This is a genomic window from Rothia sp. P100 (assembly GCF_023712425.1).
Lineage (GTDB): Bacteria > Actinomycetota > Actinomycetes > Actinomycetales > Micrococcaceae > Rothia > Rothia endophytica.
Genome location: NZ_JAMAYG010000001.1, coordinates 591,467 through 611,921, shown reverse-complemented (window position 1 = coordinate 611,921; position 20,455 = coordinate 591,467). Strand labels below are relative to the sequence as shown.

Genomic DNA, 20,455 nt, shown 5'->3' with positions numbered 1-20,455 from the left:
GTCAGAACACCTGTAAAAGGTGCTAGCAAAATTTGCGCCTCGCGGCAGAAGTATCGTAGAGTATTATCTGTTGCCCCGATAGCTCAGTGGTAGAGCGCCATCTTGGTAAGATGGAGGTCCCGGGATCGATTCCCGGTCGGGGCTCTCGCAAGAGCTCATAAATAAATAAATATGTTCATGGCGATTGCATGGCGGTGTAGCTCAGCTGGTTAGAGCGCACGACTCATAATCGTGAGGTCGACGGATCGAGCCCGTCCACCGCTACGCCCCGATAGCTCAGTGGTAGAGCGCCATCTTGGTAAGATGGAGGTCCCGGGATCGATTCCCGGTCGGGGCTCAGCATTAAAACCCCTTCAACATTATGTTGGAGGGGTTTTCTGTATGCTTGGTCGGTCGCACATTTTGGTCAAAGGTGCCCATAATTTCAAATAAGACCTTGGCTGGCTCTAGAGTGGTGTCATGGCTATTAACCAAGACATTGTGGGGCGTATCTACCCGCCCGCTGGCACCTATACGGTAGGGCGAGAGAAAATTCGTGAATTTGCGGCAGCTGTTAAAGCTGAGTCCGCTCTGCATTTTGACGTGGAGGCAGCTCAGGCAGCGGGCTACGCTGACCTGATTGCTCCACCTACTTTCGCTATTATTCTTGCGCAGAAGGCTGATGCCGCCCTCATTCAAGACTCTGAAGCTGGCATTGACTTCTCCCGCGTGGTGCACGCTGAGCAGCGTTTTACCCACCATCGACCCATTGTGGCAGGGGATGAGCTGCTGACTGAGCTGCACGTTGACTCCGTGCGTGTCATGGGCGCCGGTGCCATGCTGACCACCCGCGAAGAAATTATGACCCTAAACGGCGAAGCGGTAGCTACCTGCATCTCGTCGCTTCTTGTACGAGCTGAGGACTAGAATGCCTACTTTTGCCGATCTTGAAAAGGGCGCCGAAATCGGGTCCCGCCAGATTCCTGTAACCCGTGCTGACCTTGTTGCCTACGCGGGCGCGTCCGGGGACTTCAACCCCATTCACTGGAACGAACGCTTTGCTACCGAGGTCGGACTGCCGGGTGTTATTGCCCACGGTATGTTCACGATGGGGGCGGCGGTGCAGCTGGTGACCGATTGGGTCGGTGACGCCGGTGCCATCGTGGACTACCAGACCCGCTTCTCCAAGCCCGTCCCTGTCCCTGACGCTCAGGACGCAGCCAGCCCGGCAACCGGGGGCAACGTCATCACGGTTGCCGGTAAGGTAGGCGCCCTGCACGAAGAAAGTCAGACCGCCCGAATTGACCTGACGGTTACCGCCCCTGACACGGACGGCAAGGATCAGAAGGTGCTGATGAAGGCACAAGCGCTGGTCAAACTCTAGAGAATATAAATACCCCGTACCGCCCCAGGTACGGGGTGTTTATTGTAAGGGGTAGAAAGTTCTTTGGTCAGAATGAAAAAATTAAACGGGTAAGCGATGAGCAGATTTTATAATCCATCACCCAACTGGCCCAACCCGCCCGTCTTGATCGCGAGAATAAGGGGGATGCCTGGGGCAAGGGGTGGCACCTGACCCCCCACAATACTGAGTTCAGTCTCGTCTAAGCTCAACAGAAATTTATTAAGGTACCGACGGGCGGCGGTGAACCTTCCAGCTCGGGGTAACCTTTGGGCGTATGAGCAGAGACACCTTTTCAGTATAGCGGCAGGTTCACAGGGGACTTTCCTCTTTCAGATAGTGGTGCGTCAAGAAGTAAGGTGGTCGGCGGCTATATTTGCTGACTAGAATACAGAGGGAAGCACACCGCTATCTCTCAACATTCTCTCTAAGGGGCCTCATCTTTTATGGCACAGCGCCTTCAGCTCTCTGAACGTGAAATAACTGTCTGGTATCGCGCTGTGCTGGGGCTCTTCTTCTCCAGTGGGCTCGTCATCGCAGCTCTGCTGACTCGCCTTCCGGATGTCGCGCACGGTTTGGGATTAAGCTCCGGACCCATGGGTATGTTGCTTTTGGGCATGACCTTGGGGTCCTTCACCGCCGTCAGTTTCTCGGGTGCTGCAGTGGCAAAATTTGGCTCCCGCACCTGTATCGCAGCCGCCTATGCAGTAACCATCGTAGGCATGGTGCTCATCGGTGTGGGTGTGCATCTTTCGAGCTTCCCTCTTGTCCTTGTCGGCCTGATTTTTCAGGGCCTCAGCAGTGCTATTTCTAACGTTGCCTCCAACGTCCAGGGAGTTTCCAACGAGCGTGCCCTGGGCCGCTACGTCACACCCATCATGCACGGCTTCTTTTCCATCGGTACCGTAGTGGGTGCCGCTATTGGCACCTTGGATACCGCCCTGGGTGTTCCTTTCATGGTGCACATGTTCTACTTCGCTGCTGCCGTTGCTTTTATCGTCTTCTTTTCGTTGCGGAAGTGTCACAGCGAAAGCTACGGGCAGGACGACACCAGAGCACTGGCGACCGTGGGCACCTACCGGGTGCGGGATGCCTGGCGCGATAAGCACACACTGCTGATTGGTCTCTTTGTCATGGGCATGGCACTGGCTGAAGGATCAGCCAACGACTGGGTCGCCCTGGCGCTCACTCACGACTACGGGACCAGCAGTTCAGTGGGATCCGCTGGCTACTTCACCTTTGTGGCAGCGATGATGGTGGGCCGTTTAGCCGGCACTGCCTTCCTTAACCGGTACGGCCGCGTCAAAGTACTGCGGGTAACCTGTACTCTTGCCTTAGGTGGCCTCACCCTCTTTATCTTTGCACCCAATGTGCCCTTGGGCTTTGCTGGGCTCCTCATCTGGGGCCTAGGAGCTTCCCTAGGGTTCCCCACCGGTATGTCAGCTGCCTCCGATGACCCCCTCAAATCAGCGGTGCGGGTCTCGGTAGTCTCCACCATCGGCTATGCAGCCTTCTTGGGCGGCCCGCCTCTGCTGGGCTTGCTGGGTGAACACTTCGGCATTCGCAATGGTCTACTGGCGGTACTTATCTTCGTTGCCGTTTCTCTCTACCTCACCCGCTACCTTGAACCCCGCAAAAAACCTGCGGTCTACACGGAGTCCCTGCCCGTCATCCGCGATATTCGCACCCAGGACTAGCCATCCCGTCATCCGTGCTTGCTTCACCGGTAGAAGGTAGAGCTACTGCACAGTCAATAGTCAGCCTCACCCTGTAAACTTAGGGGCGTGACTGACATGCTTTTGAGTGAACTAACCACCGCCCAGATTGGTGGCCCCGCCCGCACCTACGTGAAAGCGACGAGCGAGCAAGAGATTATTGCCGCCGTGCGCGCTGCCGACGAGGCCGGTGACCGGGTGCTGATCGTTGGTGGCGGGTCAAACCTGCTGATTGCCGATGAGGGTTTTGACGGAACCGTAGTGCATGTAGCCTCTCAGGGCATCGAGAATATCGGGAACTACTCCTGCGGTGGCGCTAACCTGCGTGTGCAGGCAGGCCATAGCTGGGATGCTCTCGTTGCCTATGCGGTACAGCAGGGTTTTTCGGGCATTGAGGCACTCTCGGGCATCCCCGGCACCGTTGGCGCCACCCCGGTGCAAAACGTGGGTGCCTACGGCGCTGAAGTTGCACAAACCATCTCTTCGGTACGCACCTGGGACCGTGAAACCGGAGGCTACAAGACCTTCGCCAACGCAGACCTCCAGTTCTCCTACCGTGATTCGGTGCTTAAACAGTCCACCGTGGATGGCAGCCCCCGCTATGTGGTGCTGACCGTTGACTTCCAACTACCTCATGGCACCCTTTCAGCCCCCATTCGCTACGCTGAACTGGCACGCCAGCTGGGTGCTGAGGCCGGTAATCGTGTAGAGATGACGCTCCTTCGTGAAACCGTGCTGCGACTGCGTGCCGGTAAGGGCATGGTACTGGATGCTGCAGACCGCGACACCTACTCCACCGGCTCTTTCTTCACCAACCCTATTGTCAGCGAACAGGCTGCAGCGCAGCTACCCCAGGACGCCCCGCGCTTCCCCGCTACCACAGCCACCGGCCAACCCATTGAAGGTATGGTCAAGCTGAGCGCTGCCTGGCTGATTCAGCACGCAGGTTTCGATAAGGGCTTCGGGTTAGAAGGCGAAAGCCGTAATATCGCCGGTGGACGGGCCTCCCTCTCCACCAAGCACACTCTGGCTATCACCAACCGCGGCGGAGCCTCCACCGCTGATGTCGCCGCTATCGCACGCGCTGTGCGCGCTGGAGTAGAAGAGAGCTTCGGGGTGCGCCTGGTTGCTGAGCCGGTCACTGTTGGGTTCGAACTCTAACACTGCTGGGCTGAGCTCTTGGGTCTAGATAAAGAAATTGCCTCGGGGCAGGGCGGCCCCCTGCACCGCGCCATGCAACGCCACCGGGCCTTCATGGGCCGGCACCTCATTCTGCTGTGGGTTTACCGCACCCTGGTTATTGCACTAGGCTTTATCTGCATTGTTGCGGGGCTCGTCATGCTGGTAACACCTGGCCCTGGCTGGCTTTTCATTTTTATGGGCATGAGCCTCTGGGGTACCGAATTCCACTGGGCGCACCGCCTGAATCTCTGGGCCAAGGCGAAGGTCCTAGCAGCTTGGCGTACGCTGGAACGCCGCAGGCATCGCCGGGGCCGTGCTCGGCAAACTGCCCGTTGGGCACACAGGCCCAATAAACAGCATTACTGCCCCTCGAACTGTCACTACCATCTGTAGCCCAGCCTTAACCTAAGAGCTAGCAGACAGATACTATCTAGCTTGACCCCGGGCTTTGCGCTTTGCTTGACAGCTCGCGGTCTAGCCCCAGCATGTGGTCTACGGTATCGTGGATCTGCTGGTCTTCGTAGCCCAGCTTGCGCATAGCTACAATGAACTTTTCGGTCAGAAGCTGTGCCTTGTGAGAGGTTGCATCGAGGGCAGTCACGAAGGAGCCGGCGCGCCCATGAGTTTCGATAGCACCAGCTGCTTCGAGCTCCTTATAGGCTTTTGCCACCGTGTTCACGGCTAGCCCGGTTTGCGTGGCCAGTGTGCGCATGGGGGGCAGACGGTCGCCGGCGGCGAGCGTCCCGTCAGAACGAGCGGCAATAATAGCGCGGCGTAGCTGGGAGTAGGGCGGGACGTCCGACTCCTTATCAACCTTGAAATTTAAAGCACAGATGCCCCCGCACAACTCCTCATGGGGACCGTGTGCTAGAGGCATCTCGTGTGAAGTCATGGCTCCAGTTTACAGAGTGCCGGTGGCAATTCTAAGCATTCTGCGCACGGGCTCTGCGGCACCCCAGAGTAGCTGGTCGCCTACAGTGAAAGCACTGATGTACTGAGGGCCCATGCTGAGCTTGCGGATGCGGCCTACGGGGATATCCAGGGTGCCGGATGCCGCCACGGGGGTGAGATCGCGCATGGTGGCTTCGCGTTCGTTGGGCACGACCTTTGACCACTCGTTGTCGTTATCAATAATCTTTTCGATTTCTTCAACGGTCAAGTCTTCGGTGAGCTTGAGGGTCAGTGCCTGGGAGTGGGAGCGCATGGTGGCAATGCGGACGCAAAGACCGTCGAGGGCTACGCGTTCGTCACCGTCAAGACCAAGAATCTTATTGCTTTCTGCCTCTGCCTTCCATTCCTCGCGGCTTTGACCATTGCCCAAATCTGAGTCAATCCAGGGAATGAGGGAGCCGGCCAGGGGCACACCAAACTGGGTGGTATCCAGATCGCCGGAGCGCTGCTTCTCAAGAATCTTACGGTCGATTTCAAGGATAGCGGATGCCGGGTCAGCCAGTTCACCCGCAACGGTGCCGTTGAGCTCGCCGAACTGGGCGAGAACCTCACGCATGTGGCGGGCACCGCCGCCGGATGCAGCCTGGTAGGTCATGGAGGTTCCCCACTCGACCAGACCCTGCTTCCATAGGCCGCCTAGACCCATGAGCAGGCAGGAGACAGTGCAGTTGCCGCCCACGAAGTCTTTGATGCCGGAATCCAGGCCACGGTCAATGACATCACGGTTGATGGGATCTAGCACGATGACGGCGTCATCGTTCATGCGTAGGGTGGAGGCAGCATCAATCCAGATGCCGTCCCAGCCGCGTTCACGCAGTGAGCTGTGCACAGCTTTGGTGTAGTCCCCGCCCTGGGCAGTGACGATGACAGGTAGCTTGACCAGCTCATCAATATCGTGGGCGTCCTTGAGGGTGCTTTCTTCCAGAACGCCGCCCAGGGTGGGAGCTGGTGAGCCTGCCTGAGAAGTGGAGAAAAAGACGGGGGTAATGCCCTCAAAGTCTCCCTCATCGACCATGCGTTGCATGAGCACGGAGCCGACCATGCCGCGATATCCTACAAAACCAACTGAGTCACCGGGTGTAAAAGTCATGCTCCCAGTCTAACGTGCCTGCCTCAAAATGAGATGGGGGCGTTCACTGTTCGAAACACAAAATCTGATGCGCGATATCTCTCGTAGGCAGCGGAGAAAAAATTATGGTGCTGAGGTATGCTTCAGGGTCTGGAAACGCATAACTAGCGGTAGCTTGGTGCCATCTGCTGAAAGGCCGTACCCTTTTTCTGAGAGGACGCGCTCGCCCTCAGTTACCAGCTGCCAGGAGTTATCGAGGGCAGGAGCGTGGGTGTCCCCGGTGAGCTCAAGATCAAAGACGGTGCGCTCCACCCGCTGTATGCGCCCACCGTCAATCACGGGCACATCAGCCCTGTCTAAGGCTTCAGCGTAGACTGAGCCACCCCCAATGACCCAAATAGTCTGGGGTTGCTCAGCAACGGCCGCCCTAAGGGCATCATCGAAGGAGGGCACCCAGAGAGCCCCATCTTTCTCTACCTGAGAGGCTGCAGAAGAGGTAATCACAATATTGGTGCGCCCGGGCAGGGGGCGGAAGCGGGGTGGGAAGGACTCCCAGGTCCTCCGGCCCATGATGACCGGCGCACCCAGAGTCACCGTTTTGAAGTGTGCTAAATCCTCGGGGGCATACCAGGGCATATCTCCGCCCCGACCGATGACCCCGTTGAGGCTTTGTGCCCAGATTGCACCCAATACCGGCTTGCTCATATCCACCCCTAAACAGCTATGGGCGCTTTGATGGTGGGGTGGTGGCGGTAATCCACCAGCTCGAAGTCCTCAAATTCGTAGTCAAAGATAGAGGCCTTCTTATTCTTAATGCGCAGCTGAGGGTAGGGATAAGGTTCCCGGGAGAGCTGCTCTCCAACCTGTTCGTAATGGTTGGAATAGATGTGGCAGTCACCCCCGGTCCATACAAATTCGCCGGGTTCCATGCCCACTTCTTGGGCGATGAGCTGGGTGAGTAGAGCGTAGGAGGCGATGTTGAAAGGTACGCCAAGGAACATATCGGCGCTTCGCTGGTAGAGCTGGCAGGAAAGCTCCTGGACCCCGTCCTGGCGAGTTTTGACGTAAAACTGAAAGAGGGCATGGCAGGGCGGTAGTGCCATGTCATCAACCTCAGCCGGGTTCCAGGCGCTGACGATGTGCCGGCGGGAATCTGGATTAGTTTTCAAGGAGTCGATGACCCTAGCAATCTGGTCGATTGTTTCCCCGTGGCCAGCAGGCCAGGAACGCCACTGCACGCCGTAGACCGGCCCCAGTTCACCGTCTTCATCAGCCCATTCATCCCAGATACTCACACCGCGCTCCTGTAGCCAGCGCACATTCGATTCACCGCGCAAAAACCAGAGCAGCTCAATAGCAACCGATTTAAAATGCACCCGCTTAGTGGTGATGAGAGGGAAGGACTCGGAGAGGTCAAAGCGCATCTGGCGCCCAAAAACACTCTTGGTGCCGGTGCCGGTGCGGTCGCCTTTTTCGTCCCCGCTGTCCATAATCTCGCGCAACAGGTCTTCATAGGGGGTGGGGATGGTGCTCATGGCAATCTTTCAATCAAACGGCGGTCAAGGTAGGGATGTCTGAACCTAACTCAGTATTCATTGGGGGCCCCTAGGGCGCCCGCAGAGGAAGAGCTAGTCGTCGAAGGGTTTAATCTGCTCTAGGCTCACCACGGTCTTTTCCTGGCCAGTTACCTGTAACACCCACATTTCACCGGGTTTCAGGTAGGGATCTTCGGTGGGGAGGTGCCGAGAAAGAGAGAGGGGCAGACGCGGGGTAAGAACCCCCAGAATAGTGGGTAGTACAGGTCTGTGGGTGCAGAGAGCTACCGGCTTATCGTACTTGTCAAAAAGGGATTCTACTATCTTGGCAGCTGCTTTAGGTGAACGCTCGTTAGCTGCCTCTGTTAAGGCACGCTTTTCTTTGATAGGTAGCCCTTGGTTCTTAGCATAGGGGTAAAGGGTCTGCATGCAACGCACCCAGGGTGAGGAGATAAGTTTCTCAGGCCCCCAGGCTTCCATGAGACGACCAGCGGCAAGTGCCTGACGTTTACCGGTTGCAGCGAGGCTTCGTTCGCCTTCGGCTCCAGCCCAGGTAGAACGAGGCTTCGCTTTTGCATGGCGGATGACAATCACGGGGCGGGTGCGCAAGAGGCCTTTTTTGTAGAGGCTGATCAGGGCATCCAGGGGCTCACAATCGGTAGGGTTGGTGAGCATCTCTCGGGCCTGCTGGGGGCTAACCCACCGCAGTTCATCCACTTCACCCTCATCTGCTTTAGCCTTGGCACCGTGGGGCAGCTCTGCCGCCCAGTAAAAGACCTCTTTGGAGCGTTTCTTAACGCGGTAGGCAGTGACAGCCAGCGGTACACCCAGGGTGATCTGCAGCCCTACCTCTTCCCTGACCTCTCGCACCGCAACCTCAGGCAGCGTCTCTCCCGGGTCCTGTTTGCCCTTGGGCCACGACCAGTCATCATAGTTGGGGCGGTGAATGACTAAAACCTGCAGTTGATCACGGCGGTAACGCCAGATCAGGGCGCCAGCTGCATTAATCTCTGCACTGTTGCCGGCTCCACGTTGAATACTGAGGGACTCGTCTGCGCTGTGCGCTGCATAGACGAATTCTGTGGTTGCTTTGGGCATAAGCTGAGCTCTCTGTGTGACGGGCAGGGCCATGCCCTTGGGCTAACCCTGCGTTAACCCAAGGACATTCTATCTGTCGGAGTAAGGGCGGTACGCCTTCTGTCTACTTCTTCTTCTTATCCCTACTTGATAGGTAGGAAGCCTGGACGTCGAGGAGCGGCTGACCGTCCTTGTTAAGGTGGTGCCTTTCCCATTTACCATTGGCGTCCAAGTGCCAGTTGCTGGTCTTGGGAGAGAGGTAATTATCAAACATATCCAGGAGATACTTCACGTGGGCGGGTGCCTTGACCTGAACCAGTGCCTCGACACGGCGGTCCAGGTTACGGTGCATCATATCGGCTGAACCAATGTAGGTCTTAGGCGATCCGCCGTTCTCAAAGGTGAAGACACGGGAGTGCTCCAGGAACCTGCCCAGCACAGAACGCACCTTGATATTCTCAGAAAGGCCAGGGACTCCGGGGCGCAGAGCACAGATACCGCGAACAATCACGTTGACCTCAACCCCTGCCTGGGAAGCGCGGTAGAGGGAATCAATGATAGCTTCATCCACCATGGAGTTGCACTTAATCTGAATTTTGGCTTTTTGACCTGCCAGCTTGTGCTCAATCTCCTTATTGATGTTGTCAATTAGACCTGAGCGCAGGGAACGCGGAGCCACCAAGAGCTGCTTGTAAGTGGTCTTGGGGGCGTAGCCGGATAGCTGGTTGAAGAGACGAGAAACGTCCTCCCCAATCTGCTGATCACAGGTAATCAGACCCAAATCCTCGTAGAAACGAGCAGTGGAGGGGTGGTAATTGCCGGTACCAATGTGGCAGTAGCGGCGCAGACCGTCAGCCTCTTTGCGCACCACCAGTGAGAGCTTACAGTGGGTTTTCAGACCCACGATACCGTAGACTACATGCACGCCTGCGCGTTCGAGTTTGCGGGCCCATTCGATGTTGGCCTGCTCGTCAAAGCGCGCCTTAATCTCAACCAGCGCTAGCACCTGCTTGCCTGACTCTGCTGCCTCAATGAGAGCGTCCACAATGGGGGAGTCACCCGAGGTGCGGTAGAGGGTCTGCTTGATGGCCTGGACGTTGGGGTCAGCTGCCGCCTGCTCCAAAAAGGCCTGCACACTGGTAGCAAAGGAATCGTAGGGGTGATGCAACAGTACATCGTGTTCACGTGCTGCCCCAAAGACGTCAGCAGCCTTGGACGTTTCGTTAGCGTTGAGCCAGCGGGACGTATGCGCCACGTGCTTGGGATAGTGCAGAGCTGGGCGATTTGCCTTGGCAATAGCAGCAAAGCCGCGCATATCCAGGGGAGCGGGCAGCTTGTAGATTTCGTGACCGTCGATCCCCAGTTCAGAGACGAGAAGATCAAGGATATTGGGGTTGATGGTGTCTTCGACCTCAAGACGCACGGGCGGGCCAAAGCGGCGGCGTAGCAACTCCTTTTCTAGAGCTTTGAGCAGGTTCTCAGCGTCGTCCTCTTCCACCTCCAAGTCTTCGTTACGGGTCACGCGGAAGGCATGATGCTCTACGACCTCCATGCCGGGAAAGAGGACATCCAGATGCTGGGCGATAATAGCTTCCAGAGGGATGAAGCGTGCCTCTGATGAGGAAGAGTTAACGGCGCGGGAGCCGTCGATAGAGATCATGCGGTCGATGGTCTCGGGTACCTTGAGACGGGCGAAGAGCTCTTTGCCGGTTTGTGGGTTACGCACGATAACGGCTAGATTCAGAGACAGTCCAGAGATGTAGGGGAAGGGGTGTGCCGGGTCCACGGCCAGGGGAGTGAGGATGGGGAAGAGCTCAGCGCGGAAGAAGCGGGTGAGTTTCTCCTTGGCAGCATCTTCAAGGTCATCCCAGCCCACAATACGGATTTTCTCTTTTTCCAGCTCGGGGTAAACCTGCTCGTGAAAGACACGGGCCTGGCGCTCCTGCAGAGCGTGGGCTGCCTCAGCAATTTCTTCCATCTGCTCTTCAGGAGTCAACCCTGAGGGCGCAGGTACCGCGATACCGGTAGCGATACGACGCTTCAACCCTGCCACACGCACCATGAAGAACTCGTCGAGGTTGCTGGTCACAATTGAAAGGAAGTTGAGGCGCTCTAGCAAGAAGAGATGGGGGTCCTCTGCCAATTCCAGAACGCGGGTATTGAACTCAATCCAGCTGGTTTCACGGTCCAAAAAACGGTCACTGCCAAAGTCACCGGCAAGGTTAGGTAGCTTAATCTTTTCGCCGATATCGATGCGGTCTACGCGGGTCTCTGCACGTTCGATCTTGTTGATGTCACCGCCGATATGGTTGCTGGTCTGAACCCGAGTATCAGGTTGAGTAGTCATGGAGTCCTTTTCCTACTGTGTGGGATTGAATGAAGTTTAGCGTTCTGTGGTAGCCAGATATTGGCGATCAATCGTCAGCGGTGAGAAACCGAGAGAGCGGTAAAGGGTAACAGCAGGGGAGTTCTCTGCATCCACGTAAAGCACGATCCGGTCGAGTTTCTTACCCGGGGCATAGTCAGTCTGCGCTAGATATGCCATACCGGCTAGAGTCAGCGACCGTCCTAGCCCCTTGCCTTGCCAGTCAGGAGTAACACCCACGGCATAGACCTCCCCCTCTAGCACCCCGGTCTGGTGGTGCGGAATCTTGGTCCAGTGGGAACCGGCAATGCTCCCCGTACCATCTTTGGCTAAGAAGAAACCCTCGGCTCTGAACCAATCAGAACCGGTACGTTCCTCAAGATCTTTGAGGGTCAGCTTTCCCTGCTCTGGGTGGTCAGCAAAAGCCGTTGCATTAGCCTCTACCCAGCCGCCGGCGTCCTTCTCGGTGTAGGTCTCCAAGGTGATGTCAGCAGGTAGAGGAGCAGCCTCAGCTGCAGCGAGGATGCTCGCACGTGTCTCATCAGTCAAGGCAAGCCCCATCTTGAAAAGCTCACGCTGAGCCACGAATCCCTGGCTCTTAGCCAGCTTTTGGGCTGAAATCATTGCAGAACTTGAAGCATCAGGTCCACCGTGCACCCAGGCGGCTACCTCTCCATCCACCCGCGTCAAGGCTTCGGTAATGAGGGCTGTGCCCAGGCCGCGCTCGCGGGCTGAGGGATCCACTGCGGCCTCAAGAAGACAGCTATCACCATCGGTGACCAGAGCGGCAAAACCTCTGGTTTCGCCAGCCTCACACACTTCGAGAATGCGCACTGCGCTACTCTCCCCGCGAGACCACTTGCGGGCTTCAACCAGGGTCTGTTCCGAGAAGGGCTGAGCCTCATCAATGCTAAAGGCTCGTTGGGCTAGGGCTTCAAGCCGCTCGACAGTCTCACTGCTCGGTTCTTGCCATATAAAATCTATTGAACTCACTGGTGTGTCCTCCTGCACTTCTTTACCTAAAACCACTCTACTAGCAGCGGCCCCCCGCTTACGAGGTGGGTTTGCCTAAAATAGGTCAAAGATTTATCGCGAACCCCGTCTAACGATCAGTGAGTCGGGGGGAATTGAAGCTGTAACCCACATTGCGGACCGTGGTGATGAGCTGCTCATGATCAGGGCCCAACTTGGATCGCAGACGACGAATGTGGACGTCCACGGTGCGGGTGCCACCGTAGTAGTCATACCCCCACACCTCGGAGAGCAACTGGGCCCTGGTGAAAACACGCCCTTGATGCTGCACCAAGAACTTCAGAAGCTCGAACTCTTTATAGGTCAGGTTGAGAGGGGAACCCTGCAAACGCGCGGAATAAGAGGCTTCATCCACCGTGACGCCGCCGGCACGAATCACGGTTTCATTCGGGGTTTCTGCCGGTGCGCTGTGTGTCACCAGTAAACGTAGCCTGGCTTCTAACTCCGCTGGCCCAGCACTGGCCAGCATGATGTCATCTACCATCCACTGTGCTGAGACAGCGGCTAGACCGCCTTCGGTGAGTACCATCATCAAGGGAGTCGTTAAACCGGTACCTTTGAGCAACTGGGCGCAGTTGCGGGCAGCTACCAGCTGCTCGCGGGCGTCCACCATCACCACATCGGGTGAATGCGAGCTCACCACTGGCGCTGCTGCGTTCAGCGGCAAGACGGTCAGACCGTGAGTTAGTAGACCTAGGGACGGGGCGACATCGCTGCCCTCAACCGCCGAATCGCTCAACAGAACAATCTGCACCATACCGCTCACAGCCTTTCTGCGCGCTCAACGCTCCAACAGTAAGTATAAAACGCCTCACCCAAACATTGATAAAAAGGTTCGGTATACGGGAAGATGATATGAATACTGAACGCGCACCCCACTACGTAAGAAGAACGGCCCCTGTGTCTACCAAAGAACCCACCTCCACCCGAGCCATGCGCACTTTCGTGCCAGAGTTGAGTAGGCTACGCCGAGCCCGTCAAAAAACGGTTTATGAGGGTCCCCTGGGGAAAATTGGGGCTACACCGCGTTCGCGCTACCTGCTGGTTGCCATTTCTGCGGTGGTAACCCTGGTGGGGTTAGTACTTGCCGCCTCCATCGCGCCCTGGGCTGCTGCTCTCGTGGGCTTTATCGCCGTTCTCTTTATCGCTGGCGGGTGGCCAGCGGCAACGGGTATTGCCGAGCTGCGAGGCCGTACCCGTATTACCTCTCACTCGGTCATTGTTTTATTGGCAGGCACCACCTCTGTGCTATATTCCTGGCTCACTGAAGGTCCCCTTCCCCTTGAGGCCCTACCAGCCATCGCAGCTGTGGGTGTTGTTGCCAGCTTCCTGGTAGAGCTGATGCGCGGTGAAGGGGCAGTGGGACGCCTAGAGTCAGTGATTAGCTGTGTTACCGGGGTGCTGGCGTCGGTATCAGTCGCGGGGTGGGTAGGGCTTGCTGCCCTGACCCGTCTTGAAAACAGTAGCCTGCCTGTGGTTTCCATTGGCATCATCGTTGGTGTGCTGTTGGGCCTCATCGGGGTACGCGTTATCTCTGCCGGCCCCAAAGAAGGCCCCCGTCGCGGGGCTATTACGCTGGGCGTAACACCGGTGGCATTTATTGGCGTTATCGGTTACGTATGTGCGACATTCCTCACTCGCATGGTAGGGTAGCCGTATGAGTATTCTTGCACTTGAAATCTTCTTTCTGACCCTCTTGGGCCTGGCAGGTCTAGCAATTTTCACCTGCATCGGCTTTGTGCTGACCGGATTGTTCCGCGGCCAGAAGTAACAAGCCCTTTACCGCAAGACCCCGTGCACCGTTGCGCGGGGTCTTGTGCGTACCCGTAAACGGCTTTTGAAGCCTGAGCCCTGTTTCGCCCGCCGCCTAAGCCGCTGACCAGCGCCCCACCCCGGGCTAAACTGGTGGCTATGGCTATTGAAATTCCTTCAAATCTCACCCCTGAACTCGTGCCCCTCTCCTGGCTGCTGGGCACCTGGGAAGGCACCGGTTCTCTCTGGTATGAGGGAGCTGAGGAAACCCCCTTCGGGCAGATTATTACCTTCACCCAAGACGGCCTTCCTTTTGTGGAGTACCGTGCTGAGTCCTTCTTACTCGATGATCAGGGGCAAAAGCTGCGCCCGCTGACCGTCGAGACTGGGTTCTGGCAGATTGACCGCCCCCAGGTCGATGGGGACGTCGGTCCGGGCCTTGTACCCGCTGACGTGGTGCCCGTCCACAAGGACGCAGATTCCGTTGAAACTCTGCGCAATGAGGATGACGGCTTCAACATCCTTGCCACCATCGCCCACCCTGGCGGTCTCACCGAGAACTACGTGGGTATGATCAAGGGGCCGGTGGTGCGCCTGCAGACCGGCAACATGTTGCAGGATGACATCACCAAGGAGTACGCCGGTTCGGTGCGTCTTTGGGGTCTAGTCAACGGCAATCTCATGTGGGACTGGGAAACAGCTAACCCCGTTACCCGCAAGCTGGAGAAGCACGCTTCGGCTGAGCTTCGTAAGACCTCGTCCATGACCGGTGATGATTTGGGTGCAACCATGTTTGGCAGCCTGGATGATGAACCCGGCGACGGCGAGTCCAAGTAAAACCCGGCTGGAAAAGTAAAAACATGACTAAGACTGATTACCGCAGCCCCCTGCTCAGCCGAAAGGGTGCTTTTGGCGCCCTGGGGCCGGACGCGGGCGTCGCTGCCCATTACGGGGATCCCAACGCCGAACAGCGCGCCCTGGCACGTAAGGTGCACCTGACTCTGGTGGACTATTCCCAGTTGGGTGTAGTGACGGTGGAAGGGCCCGACCGACTATCCTGGCTCACTACCCTCTCTAGCCAAGTGCTGACCAACCTAGACGAGGCGCAGAGCGCTGAGTTACTACTGCTGTCGCCCCAGGGGCGCATTGACTTCTGGGCTGCGGCGGTGGAGAACGACGGCGCGGTCTGGCTTATCACTGAGAGGTCGGCTGCCGCGGAGCTCACCGCCTACCTGGAGCGCATGAAGTTTATGCTGCGGGTTGAGGTGACTAACCGCACCGATACCCACGCGGTACTGGGCAGCACCCTTGACACCCGTACCGTTGAGAGTGCGCCGGCTGTCCTGCGCGAGGGTATCGTCTGGCAGGATCCATGGGCTAACGGTGTGGCGGATGGCGGCTACACCTATACACAGGCAGGGGTAGAGCACCCCGGCTCTGGCTACAGCTGGTACCTGACTGTCGTGCCCTCTCACCAGCTGCTGGATGCCACCGAAGGGGTGGCTCTCGCCGGTTCCTGGGCTGCCGATGCTCTGCGTATTGAGGCGTGGCGGCCACGGTTAGGCAATGAAGTTGATGAGCGCACCATCCCTCACGAACTGGATTTGATGCGCACAGCCGTTCATATGAACAAGGGCTGCTATAAGGGGCAGGAAACCGTGGCTCGCGTGCACAACCTGGGCCACCCGCCTCGCCGCATGACCTTCCTCGATCTTGACGGCTCTGAACACACCCTGCCCCGGGTGGGCACCCCAGTTTTCGCCGGTGAGAAGAAGGTGGGCTATATCAGTTCGGTTGCCCTGCATCATGAGGCTGGCCCCATTGCACTGGCTCTGCTCAAGCGGTCGGTTGACCCGGCCTCAGAGCTACGCGCTATCGATGACGGTGATTTTGATGGGGACGGCAACCCGGCACCCGCCACCCACTACGCCTGCTCCCAGACAGTTATCGTTGCTCCGGATGCCGGCCAGGTGGCTGGCCGTCGCAACATGGGAGACTTCTTCCGAGGTTAACTGCCTGAATCGGAGAGCTTGAAGCATTCTCAAACAGTTATCAGCTTTAGAAAAGCCGCCTGCCCCTTTGGGGGCAGACGGCTTCTCTCTCTGCTTAGTTTTGCTACTTAGCGGCCGAAGAGCACCTTAGCTTCTTCGTAACGGTAGGCGGGAACGGTCTTGAGACCGTCCAGTGCCTCTGAGAAATCAACGCGTTTGATATCGGTGCCCTGCATAGCAACCATCTTGCCCCACTCCTTATCGTGAATCATATCCACGACCTGAATGCCCAGGCGGGTGGAGAGCACACGGTCAAAGCCGGTAGGTGCACCACCGCGCTGGATGTGGCCCAGAGTGGTGTTACGGGTTTCGATACCGGTGATTCGCTCAATCTCCTGAGTGACGTACTCACCAATACCGCCTAGACGGGGCCGTCCGTCCTTCTCTTCACCCTTGCCGGCAAGAACATCATCGAAGCCTTCGGGGATGAAGCCCTCAGCGACTACAACCAGGGGGGAGCGTCCGCGGTCGTGAACTTCCTTAACCCAGACAGCTACCTCTTCCATAGGAACCTTGACCTCAGGGATCAGAATGGCGTGGGCGCCACCGGACATACCTGAGTGCAGAGCAATCCAACCCACGTGGCGGCCCATGACCTCTGCAACCATGGCACGGTGGTGAGATTCACCGGTGGTGCGCAGACGATCTAGAGCATCAGTTGCGATAGAAACCGCAGTGTCAAAACCGAAGGTGTAGTCGGTGGCCTGCAGGTCATTATCAATGGTCTTGGGGACGCCTACCACGGGGAGGCCAGCGTCAGCCAGACGCTTAGCGCCAGCCAGGGTGCCTTCGCCGCCGATGGCAACAATAGCGTCAATGCCGTTGCGTTCCATCATAATTTCGATCTTTTCAGCACCACCCTTGGGGCCGTCAAAGGGGTTGGTGCGGGAGGTGCCCAGAATGGTGCCACCCACACGAGCCAGACCGCGCACCTTGGTGCGGGGAAGGTCCATGAAATCACCCTCGACAACACCACGCCAGCCATCGCGGAAGCCAACGAATTCGTCACCGTAGGTTTTGATACCATTGAGCACCGCACCGCGAATAACAGCGTTGAGGCCGGGGCAGTCGCCGCCGGAAGTGAGCAGACCGATCTTCATGGGAGGATCTCCTAAAATATTCCTGAAAAGGGAATGATGGTTTCTATAACCAACGCATCGGGGCGAGTCAGTTAACCTGCCTCAAACATGTTGGTCTTTGTTGGTTTCTATTCTAGTAAATTTGGTCTTGAGTGGGTAGCTGTGGGCTGGGTTGGGTTGTATGTTTCTAACCTCTGCCTTAGGGTCAAAAGCGACTTTATTGGCAAGTCGCGAGCTAAGGCTGAAAAGCAGGCTGGCACCTCACCCCAACAAGATTTAAATAGTTCGACCGCTAACCAGCACAGCAAGAGCAAGCTGACCCTCTCGCCCGGTTCGCTGGCACTCACGAGGCGATTTACGCCAGCCCCAGCCAGCTTGCTTTTTTGCTGTGCTGATCAGCGGTCTTGGACCTCTGTCTCCTACTTGGCGGTGCCCAGCAGCTTTTGAATACGCGCTACACCCTCAGTCAGGTCCTCATCGCCCAGGGCGTAGGACAGGCGCAGGTAGCCTGAAGGGCCAAAAGCCTCACCGGGAACTACCGCAACTTCGGCTTCTTCAAGAATGATTTCAGCCAGCTCAGCGGAAGTTTCAGGGCGCTTGCCCGCAATTTCTTTGCCCAGCAGCCCGGTGACGTCCGCGTAGACATAGAAGGCACCCTTGGGGGTGGGGCAGTGCACACCTTCAATGGCGTTCAGACCTTCAACAATAGCCTTGCGGCGGCGGTCAAATGCAGTGTGCATTTCATGGACGGCATCCAGGGAACCAGAAACGGCAGTGAGAGCTGCCATCTGGGCTACGTTGTTAACGTTGGAGGTCATATGGGACTGCAGGTTGGTCGCTGCCTTGGTGATATCGGTAGGGGCAATCATCCAGCCCACGCGCCATCCGGTCATAGCGTAGGTCTTTGCAACACCGTTGAGGATGACGGTGTTCTCGGCAAGAGCAGGAACAGCAGCAACAATGGAGGTAAAGGGCACGCCATCGTAGGTCAGGTGCTCGTAAATCTCATCGGTCAGTACGATGATTCCCTTTTCCAGCGCCCACTCACCGATAGCCTTGGTTTCCTCGGGGGTATAGACCGCACCGGTGGGGTTGGAGGGGGAGACAAAGATCAGTGCCTTGGTCTTTTCGGTGTAGGCAGCCTCAAGCATGTCCGGGGTGACCTTGTACTCCAGGTCGCTGCCCGCAAAAACTTCCACGGGGTTGCCACCAGCTAGGCGGATAGCCTCGGGGTAGGTGGTCCAGTAGGGGGCGGGGAGTAGGACCTCGTCGCCTTCGTCAATGACGGTAGCGAAAGCCTGGTAGACAGCCTGCTTGCCACCATTGGTCACAATGACCTGAGAAGCGTCGATGTCGATGCCGGAATCGCGCTTGGTCTTTTCGACAATGGCCTGCTTAAGGGCGGGTAGGCCGGCTGCCTGGGTGTAGCGGAAGTTTGCGGGGTCGTTCAGGGCCTCGCGAGCCGCGTCAACAATGTAGGCCGGGGTGGGGAAGTCTGGCTCACCGGCGCCGAAACCGATGACGGGGCGGCCCTGGGCTTTGAGCGCCTTGGCTTTGGCGTCAACGGCTAGAGTGGCTGAGGGGGCGATTGCGCCAATACGGCGTGAAACGCGGGCAGACATTGGGGAATCTCGCTTTCATCCCATAAAAGGGTGGCTCGGGGGTGTGGTCGCTTGCCTGAGGGGCTTTACCTCTAGCATAGGAGTTCCAGCGGGTGAGTACATCTTTATAGGGGGCTTTGGCTAATAAACACCGAACTTATGACCCTGCTAGCCAGGTTTTGCCAAAGCAAGAAAAGATGATGTACAGTAGGTACCGTTGTTCGCAACCGAACAACGCTGGTTTGTGCCCTAAGAAGTACAGACGCTTTGAAGACAGATGTTTTCAAAGGGCGGTGGCTCAATTGGTAGAGCAGCGGTCTCCAAAACCGCAGGTTGCAGGTTCGAGTCCTGTCCGCCCTGCTCAAGCCTCACAGGTTTTCTTTCAACCGAACATATCTGTTCATAGGTAAGAAGTAGAAAGGGGCGGGCCCCATATGGCTAAATCAATCGCCGCTCGGACCGCCGATTCTGACGAAAATGGCGTAGAAAAGACCCCCGGTTTCTTTGGTCGCATCTTCCAGTTCCTCCGCGAAGTTATCGCCGAACTCAAAAAAGTAACCACACCCACCGGTAAAGAACTGGTGCAGTACGTGATCATCGTTCTTCTCTTTGTGGCCTTTATGCTCCTACTGATTTCAGGTCTTGACTACCTTTTCGGTCAGGGAGCCTTCTGGATTTTCGGTAACGGCGTAGCCTAAGGGTCCGCTTAGTTGGGCTAAAGCAGCCTTAACCCCGTAAAATCATTTACCAAGACGAACGCGCACGTGCGCGATAGACAACAGATGAAAGCAGGAAAGCGTGTCCGAGCAGGAAATGCAGCACGAAGCCGATGAGGTTGTAGAACCTGCCCAGCAGGCAACCGAAGAGGGCCACGAAGCTGTAGAAGTTGCAGCAGCAGAAGTGGTTGAAGAAGTTGAAGCCGCTGAGGCTAACGACGAGCCCACCGTTGATCCCCTTGAAGAATTCAAGTCCAAGCTTCGTCGCCAGGAAGGCGAATGGTTTGTTATTCACACCTACGCCGGCTACGAGAACAAGGTTAAAGCTAACCTCGAATCCCGTGTGCAGACTCTGAACGCTGATGAAGATATCTTCGAAGTTCAGGTGCCCATGGAAGAGGTCATGGAGGTCAAGAACACTTCTAAGAAGATGGTCCGCCGCGTTCGTATTCCCGGCTACGCACTGGTGCGCATGAACCTTACTGACGAAAGCTGGGGCGTTGTACGCCATACCCCCGGTGTGACCGGCTTCGTAGGTCAGGACGCCTACAACCCCGTCCCCCTGCGCCTTGATGAAGTTGTTGAGATGCTGGCTCCTGTCTTTGAAGCTGAGCAGGCTGAAGCCGGTGTTGCGCCGGCAGCTGTGCCTGTTGTCGAAACCGGTTTCGAGATCGGCGAGGCAGTTACCGTCAAGGACGGCCCTTTCGAGGGTATGCCCGCAAGCATTTCAGAAATCAACGCTGCTTCACAGCAGCTGGTGGTTCTCATCTCTGTCTTCGAGCGTGAAACCCCTGTGACCCTGAACTTCGCTCAGGTCACCAAGGTCTAAGACCTTTCGGTGTAGCTTAAGAGCCGCTTTCCCTGTTTGGGGGAGCGGCTCTTTTGCTCCCGCTGTGAGCAAGAGCTAGCCCTGGCCGTCCGCGACCACCTAGCTTAAGGCCGGCAAAAC

20 protein-coding genes and 4 tRNA genes are annotated in these 20,455 nt (G+C 57.1%); 14 read left to right on the top strand and 10 right to left on the bottom strand.

Translation table 11 applies throughout. The features are described from left to right. Positions 1 to 72: 72 nt before the first annotated feature. The 8 genes from M3668_RS02840 to M3668_RS02805 all read left to right on the top strand — a co-directional run bounded on the left by M3668_RS02840 (position 73) and on the right by M3668_RS02805 (position 4,671). Positions 73 to 144 (top strand) — tRNA-Thr (locus M3668_RS02840). Positions 145 to 190: 46 nt separating this feature from the next. Beyond that, positions 191 to 264: transfer RNA gene (locus M3668_RS02835), tRNA-Met, on the top strand. A 1-nt stretch (position 265) separates the two neighbouring features. Then, positions 266 to 337 (top strand) — tRNA-Thr (locus tag M3668_RS02830). A gap of 122 nt (positions 338 to 459) precedes the next feature. Then, the gene (locus tag M3668_RS02825; RefSeq protein ID WP_251379292.1) at positions 460 to 906 is read left to right on the top strand and encodes a MaoC family dehydratase N-terminal domain-containing protein; all 447 of its coding nucleotides are present in this window, start codon (positions 460 to 462) and stop codon (positions 904 to 906) included. 1 nt (position 907) lies between these two features. Further along, complete coding sequence (locus M3668_RS02820; RefSeq protein ID WP_251379291.1) at positions 908 to 1,363, top strand: MaoC family dehydratase; 456 nt, start codon at positions 908 to 910, stop codon at positions 1,361 to 1,363. A 464-nt stretch (positions 1,364 to 1,827) separates the two neighbouring features. Then, a complete protein-coding gene (locus tag M3668_RS02815; protein ID WP_251379290.1) occupies positions 1,828 to 3,078 on the top strand; it encodes an MFS transporter in 1,251 nt (416 codons plus the stop codon). Positions 3,079 to 3,165: 87 nt separating this feature from the next. Next, on the top strand, positions 3,166 to 4,257 hold the full coding sequence (locus M3668_RS02810) for a UDP-N-acetylmuramate dehydrogenase (protein WP_251379289.1): 1,092 nt from the start codon (positions 3,166 to 3,168) through the stop codon (positions 4,255 to 4,257). A gap of 18 nt (positions 4,258 to 4,275) precedes the next feature. Further along, positions 4,276 to 4,671: a PGPGW domain-containing protein gene (locus tag M3668_RS02805; protein ID WP_251379288.1), complete on the top strand. Its 396-nt coding sequence runs from the start codon at positions 4,276 to 4,278 to the stop codon at positions 4,669 to 4,671. A gap of 37 nt (positions 4,672 to 4,708) precedes the next feature. On the opposite strand, the gene M3668_RS02800 is transcribed toward M3668_RS02805, so the two are convergent. From M3668_RS02800 to M3668_RS02765, 8 genes are all read right to left on the bottom strand, one after another. Next, positions 4,709 to 5,170 carry a GntR family transcriptional regulator gene (locus M3668_RS02800; RefSeq protein WP_251379287.1) on the bottom strand — a complete coding sequence of 154 codons (462 nt, stop codon included), beginning with the start codon at positions 5,168 to 5,170 and terminating at the stop codon, positions 4,709 to 4,711. A gap of 9 nt (positions 5,171 to 5,179) precedes the next feature. Then, on the bottom strand, positions 5,180 to 6,319 hold the full coding sequence (asd, locus tag M3668_RS02795; protein WP_251379286.1) for an aspartate-semialdehyde dehydrogenase: 1,140 nt from the start codon (positions 6,317 to 6,319) through the stop codon (positions 5,180 to 5,182). Between the two features lie 102 nt (positions 6,320 to 6,421). After that, positions 6,422 to 7,003: a dihydrofolate reductase gene (locus M3668_RS02790; protein ID WP_251379285.1), complete on the bottom strand. Its 582-nt coding sequence runs from the start codon at positions 7,001 to 7,003 to the stop codon at positions 6,422 to 6,424. 8 nt (positions 7,004 to 7,011) lie between these two features. Continuing rightward, the gene (locus M3668_RS02785) at positions 7,012 to 7,833 is read right to left on the bottom strand and encodes a thymidylate synthase (protein ID WP_251379284.1); all 822 of its coding nucleotides are present in this window, start codon (positions 7,831 to 7,833) and stop codon (positions 7,012 to 7,014) included. Positions 7,834 to 7,926: 93 nt separating this feature from the next. Further along, positions 7,927 to 8,931 carry an NUDIX hydrolase gene (locus tag M3668_RS02780; RefSeq protein ID WP_251379283.1) on the bottom strand — a complete coding sequence of 335 codons (1,005 nt, stop codon included), beginning with the start codon at positions 8,929 to 8,931 and terminating at the stop codon, positions 7,927 to 7,929. A gap of 103 nt (positions 8,932 to 9,034) precedes the next feature. Beyond that, positions 9,035 to 11,257, bottom strand: coding sequence for an RNA degradosome polyphosphate kinase (locus M3668_RS02775; protein WP_251379282.1), 2,223 nt, complete (start codon positions 11,255 to 11,257; stop codon positions 9,035 to 9,037). A 36-nt stretch (positions 11,258 to 11,293) separates the two neighbouring features. Further along, positions 11,294 to 12,268 carry a mycothiol synthase gene (mshD, locus tag M3668_RS02770; protein WP_251379281.1) on the bottom strand — a complete coding sequence of 325 codons (975 nt, stop codon included), beginning with the start codon at positions 12,266 to 12,268 and terminating at the stop codon, positions 11,294 to 11,296. Between the two features lie 109 nt (positions 12,269 to 12,377). After that, positions 12,378 to 13,064, bottom strand: a complete 687-nt coding sequence (locus M3668_RS02765) for a response regulator transcription factor (protein ID WP_251379280.1) — start codon at positions 13,062 to 13,064, stop codon at positions 12,378 to 12,380. A 143-nt stretch (positions 13,065 to 13,207) separates the two neighbouring features. Between M3668_RS02765 and M3668_RS02760 the strand changes: the two genes are divergently transcribed. The 3 genes from M3668_RS02760 (at position 13,208) to ygfZ (ending at position 16,071) form a co-directional block, all read left to right on the top strand. Continuing rightward, positions 13,208 to 13,960: a hypothetical protein gene (locus M3668_RS02760; RefSeq protein ID WP_251379279.1), complete on the top strand. Its 753-nt coding sequence runs from the start codon at positions 13,208 to 13,210 to the stop codon at positions 13,958 to 13,960. A gap of 258 nt (positions 13,961 to 14,218) precedes the next feature. Then, positions 14,219 to 14,896: a heme-binding beta-barrel domain-containing protein gene (locus tag M3668_RS02755; protein WP_251379278.1), complete on the top strand. Its 678-nt coding sequence runs from the start codon at positions 14,219 to 14,221 to the stop codon at positions 14,894 to 14,896. Positions 14,897 to 14,919: 23 nt separating this feature from the next. Then, a complete protein-coding gene (gene ygfZ, locus M3668_RS02750; protein WP_251379277.1) occupies positions 14,920 to 16,071 on the top strand; it encodes a CAF17-like 4Fe-4S cluster assembly/insertion protein YgfZ in 1,152 nt (383 codons plus the stop codon). Between the two features lie 107 nt (positions 16,072 to 16,178). Here ygfZ and M3668_RS02745 read toward each other — a convergent pair whose 3' ends face one another. Continuing rightward, complete coding sequence (locus M3668_RS02745; RefSeq protein WP_251379276.1) at positions 16,179 to 17,210, bottom strand: 6-phosphofructokinase; 1,032 nt, start codon at positions 17,208 to 17,210, stop codon at positions 16,179 to 16,181. 398 nt (positions 17,211 to 17,608) lie between these two features. Then, positions 17,609 to 18,811: a pyridoxal phosphate-dependent aminotransferase gene (locus tag M3668_RS02740; RefSeq protein ID WP_251379275.1), complete on the bottom strand. Its 1,203-nt coding sequence runs from the start codon at positions 18,809 to 18,811 to the stop codon at positions 17,609 to 17,611. Positions 18,812 to 19,077: 266 nt separating this feature from the next. On the opposite strand from M3668_RS02740, the gene M3668_RS02735 reads away from it, so the two are divergent. The 3 genes from M3668_RS02735 to nusG all read left to right on the top strand — a co-directional run bounded on the left by M3668_RS02735 (position 19,078) and on the right by nusG (position 20,335). After that, positions 19,078 to 19,150, top strand: a tRNA-Trp gene (locus M3668_RS02735). 74 nt (positions 19,151 to 19,224) lie between these two features. After that, positions 19,225 to 19,488, top strand: coding sequence for a preprotein translocase subunit SecE (gene secE / locus M3668_RS02730; protein WP_251379274.1), 264 nt, complete (start codon positions 19,225 to 19,227; stop codon positions 19,486 to 19,488). 100 nt (positions 19,489 to 19,588) lie between these two features. Further along, entirely contained in the window at positions 19,589 to 20,335 is a 747-nt protein-coding gene (gene nusG / locus M3668_RS02725) for a transcription termination/antitermination protein NusG (protein WP_251379273.1), read from the top strand. The last annotated feature ends 120 nt before the right edge of the window (positions 20,336 to 20,455 follow it).